Origin of the sequence: Bacillus coreaensis, from assembly GCF_050586445.1 — a bacterium.
In the GTDB taxonomy this organism is placed as follows: Bacteria; Bacillota; Bacilli; order Bacillales; family Cytobacillaceae; genus Robertmurraya_A; species Robertmurraya_A coreaensis.
Map to the genome: position 1 here is coordinate 15,876 of NZ_JBOCCY010000014.1, position 21,182 is coordinate 37,057.

Below are 21,182 nucleotides of genomic sequence, written 5' to 3' on the forward strand. Positions count from 1 at the left end.
TTACAATTGGGGGCTATTATTTCTAATAGCCCCACCTAGATTTATTAGATTTTATCGGTATATAACTTCGTTCCAGCGCAATTCATTGTTAAAATCATTTGTTTTTGTATCGTTATTAATAACAACCATTTCAATTCCTGTTAGCTCAGCAAAGTCTCTTAATTGTTCTGTTGTTACTTTGTAAGAGTAACAAGTATGGTGAGCTCCACCCGCTTGAATCCAGTTTTCAACCGCTTGGCTTAAAGAAGGTTGAGTCTTCCATAGAACACGAGCAACTGGAAGATTAGGCATTTCTTTTTCTGGTTGAACCGCATCCACTTCATTAACTAGTAGACGGAAACGATGTCCTAGGTCGATAATGGAAGCATTTAGTGCAAAACCACCCATTCCATCAAACACGATTCTTGCAGGATCTTCCTTCCCACCAATACCTAGTGGATGAACTTCGATCTTTGGACGTGTAGCAGAAATCGTTGGGCAAACTTCTAGCATATGCGCACCAAGGACCATTTCATTTCCTGGCTCAAAGTGGTATGTGTAATCTTCCATGAATGACGTTTGCTCATTACCAGCAATAATCTTCATTAAACGTACCAATGCAGCTGTTTTCCAATCTCCTTCTCCAGCAAAGCCGTAACCTTGTTCCATTAATCGTTGAACAGCTAAGCCTGGTAGCTGACGCATACCATGAAGATCTTCAAAAGTAGTCGTGAATGCTGAATAACCACCTTCTTCTAAGAATGCCTTCATTCCAAGTTCAATTCTAGCTTGGTAACGAATAGATTCTCTAACGGGCCCATCCGTTAATCCCTCTGGAACGATTGTATATTTTTCTTCATATTCAGCCATTAGCTGGTCAAGTTCTTGTTCAGAAACATCATTCATTCGTTGAACAAGGTCACCTACACCATATCCATTCACTGTCCAACCAAATTTAATTTGTGCCTCAACCTTGTCACCTTCAGTAACTGCCACTTGACGCATATTGTCACCGAAGCGTGCAACCTTCAGGATTTTGCTTTCTGAATGAGCTACAGCCGTTCTCATCCAGCTTCCTACGCGTTCTTTTACCTCTTGGTTTTCCCAGTGGCCTACAACAACCTTACGCTTAACATTTAATCTACTTGTAATAAATCCATGCTCACGGTCACCATGTGCTGATTGGTTTAAGTTCATGAAATCCATATCAATTGAATCCCAAGGGATGTCGCGGTTAAACTGTGTTGCAAGATGTAGGAATGGCTTTTGTAGTGCTGACAACCCTGCAATCCACATTTTTGAAGGAGAGAATGTGTGCATCCAAGTGATAATCCCTGCACAATTATCGTCCGCATTTGCTTCTAGCATTACTTTACGGATAGCATCTGCATCTTTAACTACGGATTTAAATACTAGTTTGTAAGGAGCATCTGCATCCAATCCTTCTACAATTGCACGTGAGTTACTCTCCACTGCTTTTAATACTTCTTCTCCGTACAATAATTGGCTTCCTGTTATAAACCAAAATTCATAAGCTTTTGTCGTTAACAAGGTAAATCCCCCTAAATAGAAAATGTATTGGTAGAATCATAGAAATAAACAAGTTATACGTACAAGTAATGTTATTTTTGTCCGTAATATGCCTTTGCACCATGCTTACGTAAATAGTGTTTATCTAGGATTGCTTGTGCAATCGGGCGAACACCTGGGTTTAACTGATACGCTTGCAGTGCCATTTTTGCCACTTCCTCAAGAACCACTGCATTATGTACCGCTTGGTGTGCATCCTTCCCCCAGCTAAACGGTGCATGGTTTGCCACTAGTACCCCTGGAATGGCAACTGGATCGATTCCTCCGACTGCGAAGGTCTCGATGATCACATTTCCAGTTTCCAACTCGTAAGCACGATCAATTTCTTCTTTTGTCATCTCTCTTGTACATGGAATTTCTCCGTAAAAGTAATCTGCATGTGTTGTTCCTAATGCCGGGATACAACGGCCTGCTTGAGCCCAACTTGTTGCCCAAGGGGAGTGAGTATGAACAATTCCCCCAATGGAAGGAAACGCGCGATACAGTGCAAGATGAGTTGGAGTATCTGAAGAAGGTCGTAAATTTCCTTCCACGATAGTTCCTTCTAGATCAACGACTACAAGATCTTCTACTTTTAACTCCTCGTACGGTATACCACTTGGTTTAATGACCACTAGATTTTCATCTCGATCAATTCCACTCACATTTCCCCATGTAAATGTCACTAAGCCGTGCTTAGGAAGATCTAGATTGGCCTGTAACACCTCTTGCTTCAGTTGTTCTAGCATACGGTTTCCTCCTTCATTTCTGAGGAACTAGCATTCTTAAGTTTTTTTAATGTCTTCATGACATTATTCTCTCCACGGCCAAAGTAGTCATAAAGGCGAGCATACTCGCTGTATAACATATTATAAACAGCTGCATTCTCAAGCTTTGGTTGGTAAAACTCATCCTTCACACTTCCCATTTCCTTCGCAGCATCAGTAATGGTGTCGTAACCGCCACGCTCTTTTCCAGCTGCAACGGCTCCAAACATCGCTGAACCAAGTGCAGGTGTCTGAGAGGATGCAGAGATTTTAATATCCATATTTAACACATCAGAATAAATTTGCATCATCAATGAGTTTTTCTCAGCAATTCCACCAGCAGCATATACTTCATTCACTGGTACACCATTTTCTCTAAATGTCTCCACGATCATTCTAGTTCCATACGCCGTTGCTTCAATTAACGCACGGTAGATTTCTTCAGGCTTTGTTAGAAGGGTTGCTCCTAATAGAACACCTGTTAAGTCAGCATCAACAAGAGTTGAACGATTTCCATTCCACCAATCTAGAGCAAGTAGTCCACTTTGACCCACTTTCAGCCGGCTAGCCTTTTCTGTTAGCAACTGGTGGATATTCACTCCTTTTGCTTTTGCCTCATCCTGATAGCTTTCAGGTACACAGTTTTCTGTAAACCACTCAAAATGGTCACCCACACAAGATTGACCAGCTTCATATCCCATAAACCCAGGCAAAACACCATCCTCAACTACCCCACACATACCTGGGACAATTTTTTCTTCTTCTCCTAGTAAAATATGACAAGTTGACGTTCCCATGATCATTAATAGTTTGCCAGCTTCCGTGATTCCTACAGCTGGCACGGCCACGTGTGCATCTACGTTTGCAACTGCTACAGCCGTGCCAGGCTTTAATCCTGTAAGCTTTGCTGCAGCTTCCGTAATTTCTCCCGCCTTAGCTCCAATTGGAACTATTTTAGTAGATAGCTTTTCTTCCACTACATTTTCTAACCGAGGATCTAGTGCTTTAAAGAAATCCTTCGACGGATACCCTTCTTGCTTATTCCAGATCGCTTTATATCCAGCCGTACAACTATTACGGTTAATTTCACCTGTTAACTGGTAAATGACCCAGTCTGTTGCTTCTAGAATTTGATCGGCCGCTTCATATATATCTGGTGCTTCATTTAAAATTTGCCATACCTTTGGAATCATCCATTCAGAGGAAATCTTTCCACCATAACGCTTTAGGAACGCCTCACCACGTTGTTCCGCCATTTCATTCAAACGATTTGCTTCATCCTGTGCCGCATGATGTTTCCATAGCTTCACATAACTATGTGGGTTTGCACGATATTCTGGGTTTAAGCATAACGGTGTTCCAAATTCATCAATTGGTAATACCGTACAAGCGGTAAAGTCTATTCCCAAACCAACTACATCTTCAGGTGAAACTTGAGCTTTCTCTAATACTTCTGGAATCGTAATCTGTAAAACTTCTAAATAATCTGTTGGATGTTGAAGTGCCCAATCGTGCTCTAACTTCGTGGTTCCATCTGGTAAAAATTCATCCATCACACCATGCGTATAAGGTTTGACAGCTGTTGCTACTTCCTTACCTGTTCCAATCTCGACAAGTACCGCTCTTCCCGACTGTGTTCCATAATCAACACCGATTGAATACTTACCCATTTACATCACCCTGCCCTTAGAAAGAATGCGTTTACATTAAGATAAAAAGATGATCCGAGATTTGTTTTTACATATCCATCATCGGATTAAAATGTAATTTTTTCTTTTATAATATAACGTTGTGCGTACAAGAAAATAGAGACCAAATATGTAATCCTTTACAATCAACCTTACAAGTTGACTATTTTTATTCTTTTTTCCCCAACTTGTACGCATAACCTTTAACTTGATTGTACCACCTATCCTTATTTTTTCAATGGTATTTATAAAAAAATATTAAAGTTTATTTGACAAAATTGTTTAAAAATCAGTTCTTTATCATACGCACAGCAAATACTTTCGGTACTTTACAGCCTTCATGTGCCTTAAATTGGATTCTTACACTTGTATTGTTCTCTGTTACCGAATGAGGAATTTCATACCGTACAAGTACAAACTTGTTCAATTCCTCTAATTCTATTAATCCATCTTTCAAAAGATACCCATCTATACTTAAATCAAAAGATTTCTTGGTTTCTATTTCTTTTGTATACATAACAACTAATGCTTGTGTTGATTCGGAATCTACCATTAATGAGAAGGAAAAATAACCACTTGGCCATGTATCTCTGTACTTACGATTCGACTCTACTCCTAATCCAACATGTTCGCCCTCGAAATCATGGTCTCGTTCTGGCTGCATCTCACCTGGCTGAAAAAAATCAACGGTTTTTTGCTGAAGCTCACGTTCTTTTTCAAGAGAGGTTTTATAAGCGTGTTCCGTCTTCTCCCACTCCTTCAACGAAAAAACATCCCAATATACGGTTGTACTACGGTCATGCATTAAATAAAAAGGATACAGTTCTACATTTCGTGGATGACCAATTTCTTTCATACCATACTGATGATTTTTTTCAGTGTCTGGATGTAAATAATTCGTGATTGTAGGATGATCGGTCACAAGCACAGGTGTAAACAGCAAATCTTTCGATTGTCCTTCCTCATTAATCGGACCTAGATCCCCTGCCAACACAAGAGGACCACTCATAAAGGCAATTCGATTCGGGTTATCGTTCATTTTTTCTACTCGCAAGGTCATGGGCATAACTAATTCAATGGTGTCTCCTTGTTGCCAAGTTCGTGTAATGGTAACAAAACTTGATGGCTCATTGTTATGAAGGTATATTTCCCCGTTAACATAGACACACAGTCCTTGTTCTGCCCAATACGGATAACGAACGGAAAGAGCGAAATCCTTCGAATCCTCACTATCGATTGTTATAGTCACCTTCCCATTTTCAGGATAATCAGTCGACTGCTCAAGAGTGACCCCCATCTCCTTCCAATCAAGTTTCGATGGAACGTACTGATTAATGAATAATGAATTTTCTCCATAAAAATAAATATTGTTCCCGTAACTTGAGTGATTTTCCATCCCTGACCCAACACAACAGGTGAAATCATTAAATTTCGAATTATACACTTTGTGACCACCCATATCGAGAGAGACAAAATACGTAACCGTTCCTTCTGTCGGATGCTGTGAAGCTAGTATATGATTGTATAAAACCCGCTCATAAAAATCCCCCTGAATCGCCAAAGGATTCCATTGAAAAAGATGTTTCGTAAGTTTAAGCATGTTATAGGAATTACAAGTTTCACACGTAAAAGCACCAAGTCGATCATTTAACTTGCCTGGCTCTCCAAAATGTTCGTTCATACTATTTCCACCGATCACATAGGAATGGTGCTTGGTCACTTGCTCCCAGAAAAACTCTGCAATTTTGCGATACGATTCATTTTGTGAGACCTCGTACTGCCTAGCAGCCCCTACTATTTTAGGAATTTGTGTATTAGCATGGCTACCAGCTAACTGATCCAAGCCATTCGCGAGAGGATTAAGTACTTCTTCATGATGAAATTGCTTAGACAAGCTCCAAAAACGATCATCTCCTGTATCAACAGCTAAGTCCGCTAACACCTCTGACATCCCACCAAATTCACAATGTAAAACGGCTTGTATTTGCTCATGTGTTAAATCAGAAAAAACGTCTACTAACCACAAGCCTAGCTTCTCTTCCACTTGTACTGCCTTTTGATTATTCGCTAAGTGATAGGCATCTTTTAATCCTGCAAATACTTTATGAATCGAATATAAAGGAACCCAGCCACCGTTTAAATCAAAACCTTGTGAGCGAATATCACCTGATTTTATTTCCTCAAATAGCTCTCTTCCACGCGGCACACCTCCCACATAGCCATTGCCATTCGACATTTGACATTCCTCTAACTCTTCTACTATATAATTCACACGCTCTAAAAATCTCTTATCTTCTGTAGAAGCAAACATCATGGCACAACCAGACAAATAGTGTCCAAGAGTATGCCCTGATATCCCTTGCGCTTCCCAGCCCTCGTAATTCTCAGCCTTTGGCTCTAAGCCAGCATACTCTCTAAAACGGGATAATAACCGGTCAGGTTCAAGTTGCAGTAAGTACTCCTTATTTAAATCCATTGCGGCTTTAAGAGGTCCACCAGTCACTTTGACACGTTTTAACTTAAATGCATTTACTTCCATTACCTCCACTCCCATCTACTACTCTACTTTTTTTCCAATGACAACATTTCCGTGTTGGTCTTTACCTGTAAAGACCAGTGTTGGATTCCAATTCTCCCAATCCCAAGCTGGTAATACGATGATCTCACAATGCTTTTCATCCAAATGAACTTCAAAAGTATTGTCTTTTTTATACTCCCATCCCCCTTCACCCTTAGCAGGAAGAGTAATAGAACGTGAAGGAATCAGTTCATGTTCATTTTTATCCATCCAAATATATTCCCATTTCCCATTCATCAGACTTGGATCAACTGGCTGTTCCTCTTCACCCGCATATCTTTCAGGAGAAACGAGTGGCCAACCATCCTCAGTCCATACGATCTTTCTTACATGTAAGTAATGCCAATGAGGATCCTTCTCTCCTCTTGCGTGATGAACGATATAATAATCATTGCCATCTTGCAAAACCGAATTATGTCCCGGTGCTATCCAGCCTTCCTTATCGCCAAATTTATATCCACCTAATATCTTCATTCCCACTTCGTTTGGTGGAAGTTCTAAATTGGTCATTTCATATCCATCATAGTCAAGATAAGGACCCTCTATGGAATGAGACCTTCCCACGCGAATATGATAATTCTTAAATAAGGAATCATAGGAAACGAATAAGTAATATTGATCAAATTCAGGATGATACACAATATAAGGTCCTTCAATTGCAGCCTCTACACTGGTATGCCTTTTAGCAACTAGGGTTTCTTCACTTCCTGCGCGTTTTTTTCCTGTTGCCGGGTCAATAGGGAAAACATATAATCCTCCAAAGAAGCTTCCGTAGACTAACCATGGATTTCCGTCACGGTCAAAAGTAATATTCGGATCAATCGCATTTGGTCCGGGTACATCCTGCTGCGATTTCACTACCTCCCCTTGGTCCTGCCATGGCCCTTCAATACTATGACTTGTTGCAACACCAATAAACGACTGTGTTTTTCCGAATTGCGAAGCGGCATAGTACAGATAGTAGGTGTCACCGAACTTGGCTACTTCCGGTGCCCAGAGCCCTTTCGCCCCTGTCCAATCGGATGCGTCACTCGGAATCTCATCAAATGCATGACCAACAAATTCCCACTCAATTAAGTCCTTTGATTTCCGTATTTGGATCCCACCAGTTGGAGGTCCACCATACTTCGCATCCGTAGAAAATACATAATAGGTATCTCCATCCTTAAAGCTGGCTGGATCATGAGCATTGTTGATATTCCACTTACTTTCCTGGTGGATAATCGATTCATCATATAACTTATAATTGATTGGTTCTTTAGGAAATTTCATCACATTTTACTCTCCTTTAATTTGTTTTTTCCCCCAAATGGCCGTTCCTTCTTCATTCATCCCAGTAAACACAAGAGTTTCATTCCAATTTTCCCAGTCCCAACCGGGAAGTACTTTTAAGCTATACTCCCAATAGTCAGCAGGTGCAACCCCAGGATCATAGATAACTAGTTTAAGTGTGTTGTCACTAGATAGCTTCCAACTACTTTTTCCGCTTTCATCGTCTATCTTTCCATTTGCAAGGAAGGTTAATTTCTGGGAAGTTTGCATCGTGTCGTCATACCGCGGGAGAAGAATTTCCTCCCAATCCCCAATAATGTGTTTTTCTTCTATTTTCTGTTCCTTTTCACCCGCATATCTCTCTGGAGATACAACCGGCCAACCATCCTCAGTCCATACGATTTTTCTCACATGTAAATGAGACCAGTATATTTCCTCACCTGCTCTCGCTTGGTGGATTAAGTAGTAATCTCCATTATCCTCAAGCAAGCCATTATGACCGGTCCCAAGCCAGCCGCTATCTTTTTCAAAAGCATACGAGCTAACGATTTTATTACCGGTATCAAAGGAATCATCTGACGGATCAACCATATCGTTTTCATTGAAATCTAGATAAGGTCCTGTAATATTCTTTGACCGGGCGGTTCTTACGTTATACGTATCCTCCAACCATTCATACGAGACGGTTAAATAGTAATATTCTGTGTCTGGGTTATAGATGATTTCCGGAGCTTCAATTCCATAGCTCATATTTTTTCGTTGGGCAATTAATGTTCCTTCTTCCGTTGGATCTACTAATCTCCCTGTTTGCGGATCAATTTTTGTGATAAAAATGCCCCCAAAATATGACCCATAAACCATCCAAGGCTGCCCTTCTGTATCAAACGTGATATCCGGATCAATGGCATTTACCGTGTACTCATCACCTTCCTGCGTTTTAAACACAGCTCCTTCATCCTTCCAAGGCCCCTCTAAAGAGTCACTTGTCGCTAAACCGATATACGAGGTTCGCTTCCCAACCGAGGAGACGGAATAGTACAAGTAGAACTTATCATTCATTTCAACCACATTTGGCGCCCAATACGTCGTCCCGCCAGTCCATTCCCACGCATCACTTGAAACTTGATCAAACACTCGGCCGACAAACTCCCAGTGAATTAGATCCTTCGACTTACGTATTTGAATACCTGGTGTCGGTGGTCCACCGACCATGTAATCAGTCGAGTACACATAATACCAATCCCCATTTTTGATAATGGCCCCGTCGTGGGTGAAATTTGTCGTCCACTCCTCTTCTTTGTAAATGATGTCATTCATTACTTTAGGAATAACCTTTTCTGAAGGTGGAGAGGGAAGACTTAGCCCCGATAGATCATTTGTATTTGGTTTCATGATTCTAGGCGTAATCAATAGGGCAAACATTAGTAACATGGCTATACCTATTGCTAGATAAATTCTCTTTTGTTTGTTCACTGTTGTGGCTCCCAACAAATAAAATATGAAAAAAAATGCACTTATCCGTTGTATCCCTCGATAAGTGCCTTTCCATTTTTTTATATTCAATTTTTCAATCAAAATATTCCCGGTATTTTGATTTGCATTTTTTGAATCAATGTATCAACCTTTTACACCAGAAATAGCAATCGATTCGATAATCTGCTTCTGGAAGATAATAAATACGATTAACATCGGTAACAAAGCAACCACTGATGCTGCCATGATTAATGGATAATCACTTTGGATCGCATATGAAGCGTTAAAGTTTGCAATTACTAACTGCAAGGTTTGTTTCTCTGGTGAATTCAAGTAAAGAATCGGACCTAAATAGTCATTCCAGATCCCCATAAACCATAGAATTAATTGAGCAGCAACCGCTGGTTTAATTAATGGAAAGATAATCTTATAAAAGATTTGGAAATACGAGCATCCATCAATTTTCGCTGCTTCAATAATGGAATTAGGAACGCTATTCAAGTATTGTCGTAAGAAGAAAATCATGAATAAATTTCCAAAAAGACCAGGTACGATCAATGGTAATAAACTATCTACCCAACCGATACTTGAAAACATAATAAACTGTGGAATCATGAGTACCGGATAAGGAATCATAACCGATGCAAAAAGCATAATAAAGATCTTATTTTTCCCATTAAACTTTAGCTTTGCAAATGCAAAAGCGGCTAAACTCGAAGTAAAGGTACCAATAATTGTTACTGACAAAGCCACAATTAAACTGTTACCAATCCCCGATAAAAGTGGCCCCATATCCCAAATTTCAAGATACTTAGTAAAAGAGATATCTTTCGGAATCCATACAGGCGGCAAAGCAAACACGTCTTCTTTTGACTTTAGTGATGTGGAAAACATCCATAAGAGTGGAGCCACCATGAAAATCGCTCCAAAACTCAGGAAGACAAAAACAAATATATTGGTAATTTTATCTTTCTTCTTTTCAGACATTGGTTCAGCTTGCACTTCTTTTTTTACAACTGCAACTTCCATTGTTAAAAGCCCCTTTCTATTAGTCTTTTTTATTATCCTAGCGTTAATCCAAATCGAAGGAAGATTTTTCGTTCATCTTAAATTGGATTAGGGTAATAATAAAGATGAAGAGTCCTAATACCAAGGCCATTGCAGATGCATAACCTAATTGGAAGTTACCAAATGCTTTTTGCCAAATGTAGAAAACAACTGATGCTGAACTATACTCAGGACCACCAGTAGGTGTCATAACGTTAATCTCAGTGAAGATTTGCGCTCCACCAATAATATTTGTAACGATAATAAAGAATGTTACTGGTTTTACCATCGGAAGCGTGATATGCCAAAAGGCTTGAAAAGCATTTGCTCCATCCAATTTCGCAGCTTCATAGAAGGTTTTAGGTACACTTTGTAGTGCTGCTAAGTAAAGCAACATCGTATATCCTAATCCTTTCCACACAGCCATTATAATTAACGCTGGTTTCACAGTAGCTGTATTTTGCAACCAGTTCGGACCCTCAATCCCAATAAGATCTAAAAATTGGTTAACTAAACCATAATCTCCGTTATACGCCCATTGCCAAAGAATAGAAACGGCTGCAATAGAGGAAATAACCGGAATATAGTAAAGTACGCGGAAGGTATTTGTACCAAAGATTCCTCTATTTAGAGCTAGAGCCAGTAAAAGAGCTAACACGATTCCAATTGGAATACCTAGCATCATAAAGAAGGTGTTATACATCGACTTGTAAAAATACTCGTCTTTAAATAAATTAATGAAGTTTTCAAAGCCGATAAACTCCATTTGTCCTAGACCATTCCAATTCGTAAAGGCTCCGTACATTGAATAAATAAGAGGAACCATTGCAAAAATGAGGAATCCTAAGACTGGTGCTGCAATAAACAAATAGGCATATCTTTGTTCTGTGCGATACAGCTTGGATGTCGCTTTCATCTTTCCTCACCCTTTCAACAAAAGCATGAATACACACGCCTTCTTTTGGTACAAGTAACATTTTATTAAAAGATGCAAATGATGCTATCTTATGATTCTAAGAATCTAGCATCATTTACACATGGTTAATCTTTCAACGAAGTGTTATTACTTACTTGCTTGTTTTTCTTGTTCGATTGCTGCATCTAATAGTTTTTGCATTTTCGGTTGTGCTTCTTTTACGTAGTCTTCAACAGTTGTCTTACCATCTAACACTGGTTGAATATTTTTGAAGAACTCATCATACCATTCAGCTGTGTAAGTTTTTTCAGCTGGGAATCCACGACCGTAGTCATTAATGATATCTAAGAACTCTTGCTTATTGTCAGGTTTAATTGATGTGTCAGCAGCCCATGCATCAGCAACCTCCACACTGTTTGGTAATTGAACTTGTGCATCAACTAATGCTTGTTGTCCTTCTTGGTCAGCAGATAAGTACATCGCTAGTTCAGCTGCTTCTTTTGCATGCTTCGTTGTTGCACCAACACCAATTCCTAGAGATCCAACCCAAGCAGAAGATTCACCCGTAGAACCTGCAGGCCAAGGAAGTAAATCATACTCAAACTTTAATTGCTCTTTAAAAGCAGCCATATCCCATGGTCCAACTGGGAAAAATGCTAATTGACCCTTTAACCATCTTTGGTACGTATCTAATGTTTGTGCGTCACCAATAGAAGGAGTAATTTGGTGTTTGTTTTGTTGGTCTACAAAGAATTGTAATGCTTCGATAAACTTAGGATCGTCGATTGTAACCTTTGTTCCATCTTCGTTAATCCAATCTGCACCGTTACTCCAAACAAATGGTTGTAATGCCCAGTTTACGTTAAATCCAGTTCCATACTGATCCATTTTGCCGTCGCCATCATTATCTTTTGTTAACTGCTTAGCTACATCAATGAATTCATCCCAAGTATATGGCTTGTCTTTATCAGGAAGTGGAATTCCCGCTTCTTCAAACATCGTCTTGTTGTAACCAAGAGCGAAAGGTCCTAAATCTTTTGGTAATCCATAGATTGCACCTTGCCCTAACGTTTCACCATCAAAACGGTACTTATTAATCCCAGCTTCCCAAATGTCATCAATTTTCACGTCAGTTGACCCTTCAACTTGTTCCGTAATATCTAATAGTACTCCAGAGTTTACATACGCTTTTACTTGAGCTGGGTTATAGAAGAAAACATCTGGAATCTTACGTCCTGCGATTGCTGATTTTAGCTTTGTATCATATTGATCAGGAGCTGTTTGAACCATTGTAACTTTTACATCGTTGTTTGCTTCTTCATATCTCTTTACAGTAGCTTTATAAGCTTCTAGTTCTTGAGGATTCCCCCTAAACATAAAAGTAAGCTCAACCTTGCCGTCACTGCTAGCTTTTTCACCACCTGAGCACCCACTAAGGATTGCACCAATCACCATTATTGCTAGAAGCATTATTACACCAAATTTTTTAGATGATTTAAACAAGTTAATCCCTCCATCTTCAACCTATTGTAGTCATAAAAGAATGAAATCTAGAAAAACTAATTGAAAGCGTAATCACTTTACTTTTAAAAAAATAATAGCTTATTCTCTGATTTAATAATAGTCTTTTTTATATGTACGTACATGTTAGGGAATCACATATAAATTCCTCCTAATAATTTATTAGTTTCCAAGTAAAAACAATTGACCCTTAAGAGATTTTTTCTTTGAAAGCGTATTCTCTACAATTAAAATAGTAATATACCTGTTCGTACATGTCAATGTGATTTTTCAAAAAATATTTATTATGTCCGTACGTGTCCGTATTTATTTATAAAATATACTTGTATGGAATAGTTTTTTTCCATTTTATTTGATACTATGGTATTATTAGATATATGTTGTACGTATAAGTTATTTTAAATTATGTACATCGAATAGAAAGCGGTGATACCTCAGTGGCACAACAAAAAACTAAATACAACATGGTTAAGGAAAAGATCGTGGAGTGGATCGAAACAGGGAAGGTAAATCCTGGCGAAAAAATTTACTCCGAAAATGAACTTGTGCAGATATTTGGGGTTAGTAGACATACGGTGCGACAAGCGGTGGGTGATCTGGTTCATGAAGGATTACTTTACAGAGAACAAGGTGCTGGTACCTTTTGTTCGCATAATCCTAAGCAATCGAAACAACAGAGTCAATCTTCCTCTTCTGTAATAAAAGGAAAAAATATTGGGGTTATTACTACCTATATTTCTGATTATATCTTCCCATCCATTATTAGAGGAATTGAATCCTATCTGACAACACAAGGATATACGTTAACTTTATCTTGTACGGATAATGATGTGGAAAAAGAAAGACAATGTTTACAAACCATGTTAGGCAGAAATGTTGATGGACTTATTGTTGAACCAACAAAGAGTAGTAACTATAATCCAAACATTAACTACTATCTTGAACTCGAACAAAACAATATTCCTTATTTAATGATCAACCAATTTTATTCTCAGCTGATGCCTCCTCATATCATCATGAATGACGAGCATGGAGGTTTTATCGCGACAGAACACTTAATAAAATTGGGACATGAAAAGATTATCGGTTTGTTCAAAACAGATGACCTACAAGGGGTTCATCGGATGCAAGGATTTATTCGAGCATTTCGAGAGCACGGTGTTACGTTTTTCCCTGAAATGGTCATTACCTATTCGACAGAAGATGTGAATAGCAAAACGTTGAAACAAATTGAAGAGTTTTTCTCAAAGGACGAAAAACCAACCGCCATTGTGTGCTACAATGACCAGCTGGCGGTAAGTGTGTTAGATGTTCTGCGTAAACTCGATTTAAAAGTACCAGAAGATGTATCTATTGTAGGATACGATGACTCATTCCTAGCAGAAGCAACCGAAGTAAAATTAACCACCGTCACCCATCCGAAAATGGACATGGGGATTGAAGCAGCAAAATGGATTGTATCAGCAGTGGAAAAGAAAGAAGTACCTCAATCGAAGGTGTATGAACCTGAACTTGTCGTGCGAAGTTCGACCATGGAGTTGAAAAAGACTAGTCTGATTTAGATGAGGTACGAACCCTGCGTGATTGGCAGGGTTCGTTTTTTTGTTATTGGGTGGGTGGGCTCTTTGAGTTGTATGGTTGTGGAATCGCAAATATAATTTTCTAATAGCAAATAAATCTCGAGAATCGCAAGTAAATTTCTAGAATCGCAAATATATTTCTAGAATCGCAAACAAATCTCTACAATCGCAAATAAAGCCTACCAAACTCCTACCCAACCGCTATATTCCGATTGAAAAATCCAAATATCCAGTCCAAACAACTAAGAAAAACCCTTAATCCGAAAAAATTCACTTCAACCTGACGTTTGTTCATTTTGTTTTTCCCCAAAAGAATTCATCCTGTTAATATAACTTCACCAACACCGCTCCATGTGGCGGAAGCATCTGTTCCATACGATCCGTTATCTCTCCCAAGTCCTGACCAGTCCACAGTTCACGTGCCTGCTTCACCCCAGTAACTCCTACCTGGTTAAGAGTGGTCTTCACAGTTGCCGTTTCATTGCTTAAATTAAACAATGCAACATATGTGTTTCCCTCTAGATCCTTGGCACTCCAAACCACTCGATCTTCTTCCCGAGATACTAGCTGGTTGCTATGACTATCTTTGTGCATCTTTAAAACGTCTGGATTTGTCAGGAGCGATAACGTCCATTCGTCGTTGTCACGCAAGTCTCCTCCAAACATAAGAGGCGAGCGGAAAATGGACCATAATGTCAGCAGTGTAATCTGTTCATCCTTTGTGAAGCGAGTCCATCGATCTCCTCCCCCTCCATCAACAGAGCGGATACCAATATGCCCAAGCGGTAGCATGTCGCAATCTGGCCAGTGACCTTCTCCAACATATTCACTCCACTTTTCACAACGCTCAAACATTCCGTAGAGCAAATCCCAGTGATCCCAGAAATCGTCCGTCATTCTCCACATATTCGCATTTTCAATTAAAGTGTCAGCAAATTCAAGTGGAGCAGGTCCCGGCGAAAGGCTTAGAACCATCTCTCTTCCACAGTGATCAATGGCCTTTCGAATGAGCTCAATTTCATCTTTATGAAAATAGTAAAGTCTTGATGCACCTATATCATCTACCTTAACGAAGTCCACTCCCCACTCGGCATATAGCTCAAACAGAGAATTATAGTATTCCTGAGCACCTTCCTTTGACGCGTCAATCCCATACATATCCGTATTCCATGGACAGATAGAGTTGGGGTGGGCGATGTCACGTGCTCGAACCTCAGTACCAAGAATTGGTGTGTTTGCATGAACTGCTTGGCGAGGAATTCCACGCATGATGTGGATACCAAATTTTAATCCCAAACCATGTACATCGTCAGCTAATGGCTTAAATCCCTTTCCATTTTCTGCAGAAGGAAAACGATTCGCAGCTGGGATGAGCCTTGAATAGTCATCCATCTCAAGTGGAACAAACGGACGATAAATAGACGAGTTGGCCCCCGCTTCGTACCATTGAATATCCACCACAATATATTCCCAGCCATGTTCCTTTAAATATTTGGCCATATACTCTGCATTGCCTCGAACCTCTTCTTCCCTAACTGTTGCCCCGTAGCAGTCCCAGCTATTCCAGCCTAATGGAGGCGTACTTGCTAACATGTGATGTTTCATCCTTCATACCCGCCCTTCATGTATAATTTTGCTCTTGTCTTGAATAATAAAGGACGAAGATGAATACATCTATCACATTATTTTGCCTTCAGTTGTACAATATTGCTCTCAATTAAAACGAATCTCATTCATGAGCAGCAAATCCTTCCCAGTACGAAACTCTCCTGGTGAGAATCCAACCCAAGAATGAAACACCTTAATAAAATAACTACTGCTTGCATATCCAATTTGTTTGGCGATCTCCTCGATCGTATAATCGGTCGTTCGTAGGAGGGTAATTGCTTTCTCCATTCGCACCTTTGTGACAAACTCCATCGGTGAAATTCCTGTGTGCTTTTTAAATAATCTTGAAAAATGGTATTTTGATAGTTGAACACGCGCAGCAATTTCCTCTAGACTTTGTAAAGAGTCATATTCTTCGGTCAATATACGTGCTGCAAGAGTGATTTTCTCCGGCCATCTCTCTGCTACTTGTTCATATCCTTTCCCGTAACGATAAAGCTCCATAACAAATTGATAGACAATGGACGATGCCCGAAAACCATCTGTAATCTGATTCTTCACTGCTGCTAAGTACGTACTTTTTAAAAAGTGGATGGGGGAGCTGTCTTCCTGAATTCTAGGTATTCTCCCGAGCATTTTCACGACTTCCTGCCACTCTTGTTCAATTTTAATAGGGCGAAAAAGAATAAAATAGAACTCCCACTCCTCGCTATCCGTCGGCAAGTAATATCTGTGTGTACTAGGAATTTCCACCATAAAAGCTGAACCTGGCTCCACCCTGTGAATTTTCCCGTTTATATCAATGTCACCGAAACCAGATACCGTATACTGGAAAAGATATAACGGACCATCCTTACGTCTTAACCCATCCCAATCATAACTTTTCTCATATACCTTATGGTGGCCAACAGCAAATAACTGATAAAACGAACTTTGGAAAGTATCCAGAAAACGAAATCCATACACTTCATTACTCATCTATAAACACCTTACCCACAAATTTTTTGTTAATAACCCTTTAAACATAATCCAAAATGTTTGCTAGATTGTGGATAACTGCTAAAGGCTTATGGTTGGTTTCCGGCTCTCTTTTCCGATGGTTAAACCAAAGAGATTGCCAGCCCGCTTTCGATGAGCCAACAATATCATTCTCCCATGAATCCCCTACGTATAATAATTCATGAGGCAATAGATTTACATGCTTTCTCACATGATGAAAGATATCTGGATTAGGCTTAGCTACCCCTACTCCATCAGATACAAAAATGAGATCAACTGGAATATGACTTTTCAGCCCTAAAGAAGAAATTTTACTGTGCTGATGCTCAACTGGACCATTTGTGATCATCCCTACGATGATCCCTTTCTTTTTAATTTCTTCCAACAGATTCGGTACCTCCGGGAACATCTTAAGCTGACTCTGATTATTCTCGTATTGGTTTTGAAACAGCCGAGCTGTTTCAGAATCTATCGTTATATCCATACTTTTTAAAGCCAAGATCATCCTCTTTGTTCGCAGCTCGACTAGAGACATTTCCCCTGTCACATAGTCCTTCCACAACCTATCACTAGCCTCTCTAAACTTTATATATAATGCATTCATATTCAATTCTGAGGCTACTTCCGGAAGCAGTTCTTCTACCGTTTTTTCAAAAGGATATTGCGCGTCGTGTAAGGTATCGTCCAAATCAAAAAATAGTGCTTTAATCATCAAAATCTTCTCCTCTCGTCATACATGACAGAAATTCCAGCTTTTTTTATCGGTAAGAATATGCTATTTTTATGATAATCCTAGAAAATAAGAAACTTGGTGAAAAAATGAAATACGAAAACAATGCTTTTTTTAGATTGCTAGAAATTGTAACCGCTTTTTTTCAACTTAATATTTTATGGCTTTTATTTTGTCTTCCTGTTATCACCATTTTCCCTGCGACCGTTGCGATGTACTGTGTTACTCGACAATGGATTATCCATAAGGACTATAGTGTCTTTCGTTCGTATATGAAATTTTTCAAAGAAAACTTCAAACAGAGTTTTGTGCTTGGGTTGATTTGGTTAGTGCTCTCCGGTCTATTATTTTTAGACTTTACCTTGATGAATAGCCTCGGGTCTTTACAACCTATCTTCTATTCTATCTTTTTATTGATTGGATTTATATTTTTACTAACAACTATTTATATATTTCCAATGATGTCTCACTACCGAATGAAAACAATCGATATCGTAAAAAACTCATTTTTCTTTTCATTACGATTCTTCTTTACCACGTTTTTATCCTTGCTATGTATTGTAGCTACAGGGATGATCCTTTATTTTTGGCAAATTACCTTTTTATTCATCTATTGTGTTTGTGCTTTTTGTATCAGCTTTCTTTGTCATCGTGTATTTCAAAAAGTGGAAGAACAGGTCAAGACCTTATGATGTAAAAAAAATAACCGAGTACTTTTACGAATGTACTCGGTTTTTTATATTATGCTTCTCTTTCACGAAGCCTTTCCCCAGTATTTAGCTTTGGTACTTCAACCACCCTAGCCAAAATGATTGCCACAATACAGATACAACCAGCTAGTAAAAAGGCAGAGGTAAATGGAAGGGACTTCACCACAATCGGTCCAACAAACGCAGATAACCCATAGGCTTGATACATAAAGCCATAGTTACTCCCCATGTTTCGTACACCAAAATAGTCTGCGGTAACGGATGGGAAAAGAGCGAGAAAACCACCGAAGCAAAACCCTACTAAAGAAACAGCCATTAAAAACAGAGGATAGTTCATCATTCCTGTACTCATATAAAACATCATCACGGCTGTTAAGGCATAGATGGTGATTAATGTAGGTTTCCGCCCAAAGCGATCGGATAGTTTCCCCCATACAATGCGCCCAGCAGCATTAAACAGAGCAATCACCATAACTGCATTTCCTGCTTGTTCAAGTTCTAGATTTGCCATATCCACGCCGATGTCGACCGCAAAACTAATCACCATTAAACCGGAAACACTACCAAATAAAAACATGAACCATAATAAATAAAACTGTTGAGTACGAAGCATTTGTTTTGGTGTAAATTGATTGCTCGTATCTACAATTGTTTTTACCTCGCTATTAGATGTTAGTTGTTTAGGTTGATACTTTAATACTTGCTCTTCAGTTGGATTTTTCAATAACTGTGCCCCAACCATAACTAACAATAAATAAATGATTCCTAAATACAAAAAGGTTGAAGAAACTCCTGATAATTCAATGAGATACCCAATCAACGGTTTGTATATAAGTCCACCTAGTCCAAATCCTGCGACAGCTACACCGCTTATAAATCCTCTTTTATCAGGAAACCACTTTACACATGCGGATAGTGGACAAACGTAGGTCATTCCAATCCCAATTCCACCAATAACTCCATAGAAGAAATAGAGCTGTAAAAGTGAAGTTGCTTGGCTCGATAGCATCAATCCAATTCCGAGCAGCAAACCTCCAATCGTCGCGACCCACCTAGGTCCAATTTGGTCTTGTAGCCTACCAGCAAAAATCGTTGCAAATGCAAAAACAGCTATCGTTATTGAAAAAGTAACAACTACATCTTCCCTAGCCCAACCAAATTTATCAATCAGCGGCTGATTAAAAAGACTCCAAGCATACACCGCCCCTAAATTAATTTGAATAAGAACAGCCCCCAACACCACTAACCAACGATTCAAACAGAAAACCTCCTTAAGTTTAGAAAATTGCCCATTAAAAAAAGAGACCAGCGGTGATGGGAACCCATCCTCGCTGGTCTCTTCTATACTCACAAACACTGTGTTTACATAAGCAACCAAACAAATTTAATAATTACAGTTGAAATGATTTCCCTTCCCCTTGTCTCATTGACATTAAAAAGAGCTATCATGATTTTTCCTAATTATAAGTGTCTGTTTATGATCGGTCAAGAAAAATTATTTTAATACACTCGACCTTTCCAAAAGCTCTTATTCTTCAAAATTTATCTCTTCATCCGGCTTCTTCACCTTCAACATACAAACAAACGCAACAACCATACTTCCCGCAGCAGCATAAAACAATATTCCAAAACCAAAGAGATCAATAAAGACCCCCAATGTTGGTGGTGAAATAATGGCCGACAGTGAAGAAATTAAATAGTACAAACCAGTTCTAGTTCCATAACTATGTTCGCTACCTGTCGAGACAATATATGGATAGGCATTAATATTAATACATGCCCAAAAAACTCCACCAGCTAATAAAAGGATACGAAGAAATAGAACGGTTTGAACAGTAGTTAACAAAAGAAACACAAAAATTAAACCGATGATCCCTAATATAATGATCCTTTTCTTTCCATACCTAGCACCTAGCACCCCCGAAGGAATGGCCGACAAGACAAAGCTTAATGAAAAGAAAGCTAATGAAAAGGCAGAAGCGCTTTTGGTTAATCCTAGTTCATTTACTCCGTATAAAGTAAATAAGGCTTCCATTCCTTGTATCGCAATAAACCAGAAAAAGATTGCAGCTAATAAATTGACCGTTGGCCTATTTAACTCACTTTTATAACTTACCTTCGGTGCGGATGTAACTGAATAGAATAGGGCATCCCGTTTTTCAATAATATTTTTGTACAAAACCCATAAAGCCACCAAAAAAATCACGGAAACAGCTAAAAAAGGAGTTGATTCATTTACACTAAACAAATAGGAGCCCAGACTAAACGCCAATATGGCACCGACTCCACCCATAAAATTAATAATCCCATTTGCTTTGGTTCGCTGGGATTCTGGTGTGATATCTGGCATAAGTGCAATGGTCGGGGATCTAAATAGAGCCATAGACAAGTTCATGCACAACATGCAAATTATTAATGTCAAAAGGGTATTGTGAAAAGGGATAAGTGCAAAAAATAAAGCAGCTAGAGGTATTCCCACAAGCAAGTAAGGCATTCGTCTGCCATAGGTTGTATTCGTTCGATCACTACGTTGCCCAATATAAGGCTGTAAAAATAGAGCAATATAGTTATCAATGGTCATTAAAAAACCAATCAGTGCGGTGCTCGATAGATAATTGTCAAGGAAAAATGGTACAAATCCGTTATACAGTGACCATCCGATGCTGATGCTAAAAAATCCAAAGCCTAACAGCCATGTCTTTTTCATCGTGTTCCACCAACCATTTCTTTTTAGAGAACATAATG

16 protein-coding genes are annotated in these 21,182 nt (G+C 39.0%); 2 read left to right on the forward strand and 14 right to left on the reverse strand.

Annotated features, from left to right (window positions below):
• Positions 1–51: 51 nt before the first annotated feature.
• The 9 genes from araA to ACQ5H4_RS17995 form a co-directional block, all read right to left on the reverse strand.
• A complete protein-coding gene (gene araA, locus ACQ5H4_RS17955) occupies positions 52–1,530 on the reverse strand; it encodes an L-arabinose isomerase (RefSeq protein WP_430776365.1) in 1,479 nt (492 codons plus the stop codon).
• 71 nt (positions 1,531–1,601) lie between these two features.
• A complete protein-coding gene (gene araD / locus ACQ5H4_RS17960; RefSeq protein WP_430776366.1) occupies positions 1,602–2,297 on the reverse strand; it encodes an L-ribulose-5-phosphate 4-epimerase in 696 nt (231 codons plus the stop codon).
• The gene (gene araB, locus ACQ5H4_RS17965; RefSeq protein WP_430776367.1) at positions 2,291–3,985 is read right to left on the reverse strand and encodes a ribulokinase; all 1,695 of its coding nucleotides are present in this window, start codon (positions 3,983–3,985) and stop codon (positions 2,291–2,293) included. Before araB ends, araD begins: the two co-directional genes overlap by 7 nt.
• A 307-nt stretch (positions 3,986–4,292) precedes the next feature.
• Entirely contained in the window at positions 4,293–6,542 is a 2,250-nt protein-coding gene (locus ACQ5H4_RS17970) for a beta-L-arabinofuranosidase domain-containing protein (protein ID WP_430776368.1), read from the reverse strand.
• Between the two features lie 18 nt (positions 6,543–6,560).
• Positions 6,561–7,853, reverse strand: coding sequence for an arabinan endo-1,5-alpha-L-arabinosidase (locus ACQ5H4_RS17975; protein ID WP_430776369.1), 1,293 nt, complete (start codon positions 7,851–7,853; stop codon positions 6,561–6,563).
• Between the two features lie 6 nt (positions 7,854–7,859).
• Positions 7,860–9,326 (reverse strand): arabinan endo-1,5-alpha-L-arabinosidase, encoded by a 1,467-nt coding sequence (locus ACQ5H4_RS17980; protein ID WP_430776370.1) that lies wholly within the window; start codon positions 9,324–9,326, stop codon positions 7,860–7,862.
• Between the two features lie 144 nt (positions 9,327–9,470).
• Positions 9,471–10,313: a carbohydrate ABC transporter permease gene (locus ACQ5H4_RS17985; RefSeq protein WP_430776441.1), complete on the reverse strand. Its 843-nt coding sequence runs from the start codon at positions 10,311–10,313 to the stop codon at positions 9,471–9,473.
• A gap of 85 nt (positions 10,314–10,398) precedes the next feature.
• The gene (locus tag ACQ5H4_RS17990; RefSeq protein WP_066054332.1) at positions 10,399–11,289 is read right to left on the reverse strand and encodes a carbohydrate ABC transporter permease; all 891 of its coding nucleotides are present in this window, start codon (positions 11,287–11,289) and stop codon (positions 10,399–10,401) included.
• Positions 11,290–11,436: 147 nt separating this feature from the next.
• Entirely contained in the window at positions 11,437–12,759 is a 1,323-nt protein-coding gene (locus ACQ5H4_RS17995) for an ABC transporter substrate-binding protein (RefSeq protein WP_430776442.1), read from the reverse strand.
• Between the two features lie 515 nt (positions 12,760–13,274).
• On the opposite strand from ACQ5H4_RS17995, the gene ACQ5H4_RS18000 reads away from it, so the two are divergent.
• Complete coding sequence (locus ACQ5H4_RS18000; protein ID WP_430776443.1) at positions 13,275–14,372, forward strand: GntR family transcriptional regulator; 1,098 nt, start codon at positions 13,275–13,277, stop codon at positions 14,370–14,372.
• A gap of 342 nt (positions 14,373–14,714) precedes the next feature.
• Here ACQ5H4_RS18000 and ACQ5H4_RS18005 read toward each other — a convergent pair whose 3' ends face one another.
• The 3 genes from ACQ5H4_RS18005 to ACQ5H4_RS18015 all read right to left on the reverse strand — a co-directional run bounded on the left by ACQ5H4_RS18005 (position 14,715) and on the right by ACQ5H4_RS18015 (position 17,709).
• Positions 14,715–15,995, reverse strand: coding sequence for a glycoside hydrolase family 27 protein (locus tag ACQ5H4_RS18005; RefSeq protein WP_430776371.1), 1,281 nt, complete (start codon positions 15,993–15,995; stop codon positions 14,715–14,717).
• 108 nt (positions 15,996–16,103) lie between these two features.
• Entirely contained in the window at positions 16,104–16,976 is an 873-nt protein-coding gene (locus ACQ5H4_RS18010; RefSeq protein WP_430776372.1) for a helix-turn-helix transcriptional regulator, read from the reverse strand.
• A gap of 40 nt (positions 16,977–17,016) precedes the next feature.
• Entirely contained in the window at positions 17,017–17,709 is a 693-nt protein-coding gene (locus ACQ5H4_RS18015; RefSeq protein ID WP_430776373.1) for an HAD family hydrolase, read from the reverse strand.
• A gap of 107 nt (positions 17,710–17,816) precedes the next feature.
• Here ACQ5H4_RS18015 and ACQ5H4_RS18020 point away from each other — a divergent pair, with 107 nt between their 5' ends.
• Positions 17,817–18,419, forward strand: a complete 603-nt coding sequence (locus ACQ5H4_RS18020; RefSeq protein WP_430776444.1) for a YesL family protein — start codon at positions 17,817–17,819, stop codon at positions 18,417–18,419.
• A 49-nt stretch (positions 18,420–18,468) separates the two neighbouring features.
• On the opposite strand, the gene ACQ5H4_RS18025 is transcribed toward ACQ5H4_RS18020, so the two are convergent.
• Both ACQ5H4_RS18025 and ACQ5H4_RS18030 read right to left on the reverse strand, forming a co-directional pair.
• Entirely contained in the window at positions 18,469–19,695 is a 1,227-nt protein-coding gene (locus tag ACQ5H4_RS18025; protein WP_430776374.1) for an L-lactate MFS transporter, read from the reverse strand.
• A 270-nt stretch (positions 19,696–19,965) separates the two neighbouring features.
• Positions 19,966–21,144, reverse strand: coding sequence for an SLC45 family MFS transporter (locus tag ACQ5H4_RS18030; RefSeq protein WP_430776375.1), 1,179 nt, complete (start codon positions 21,142–21,144; stop codon positions 19,966–19,968).
• Positions 21,145–21,182 lie beyond the last annotated feature (38 nt).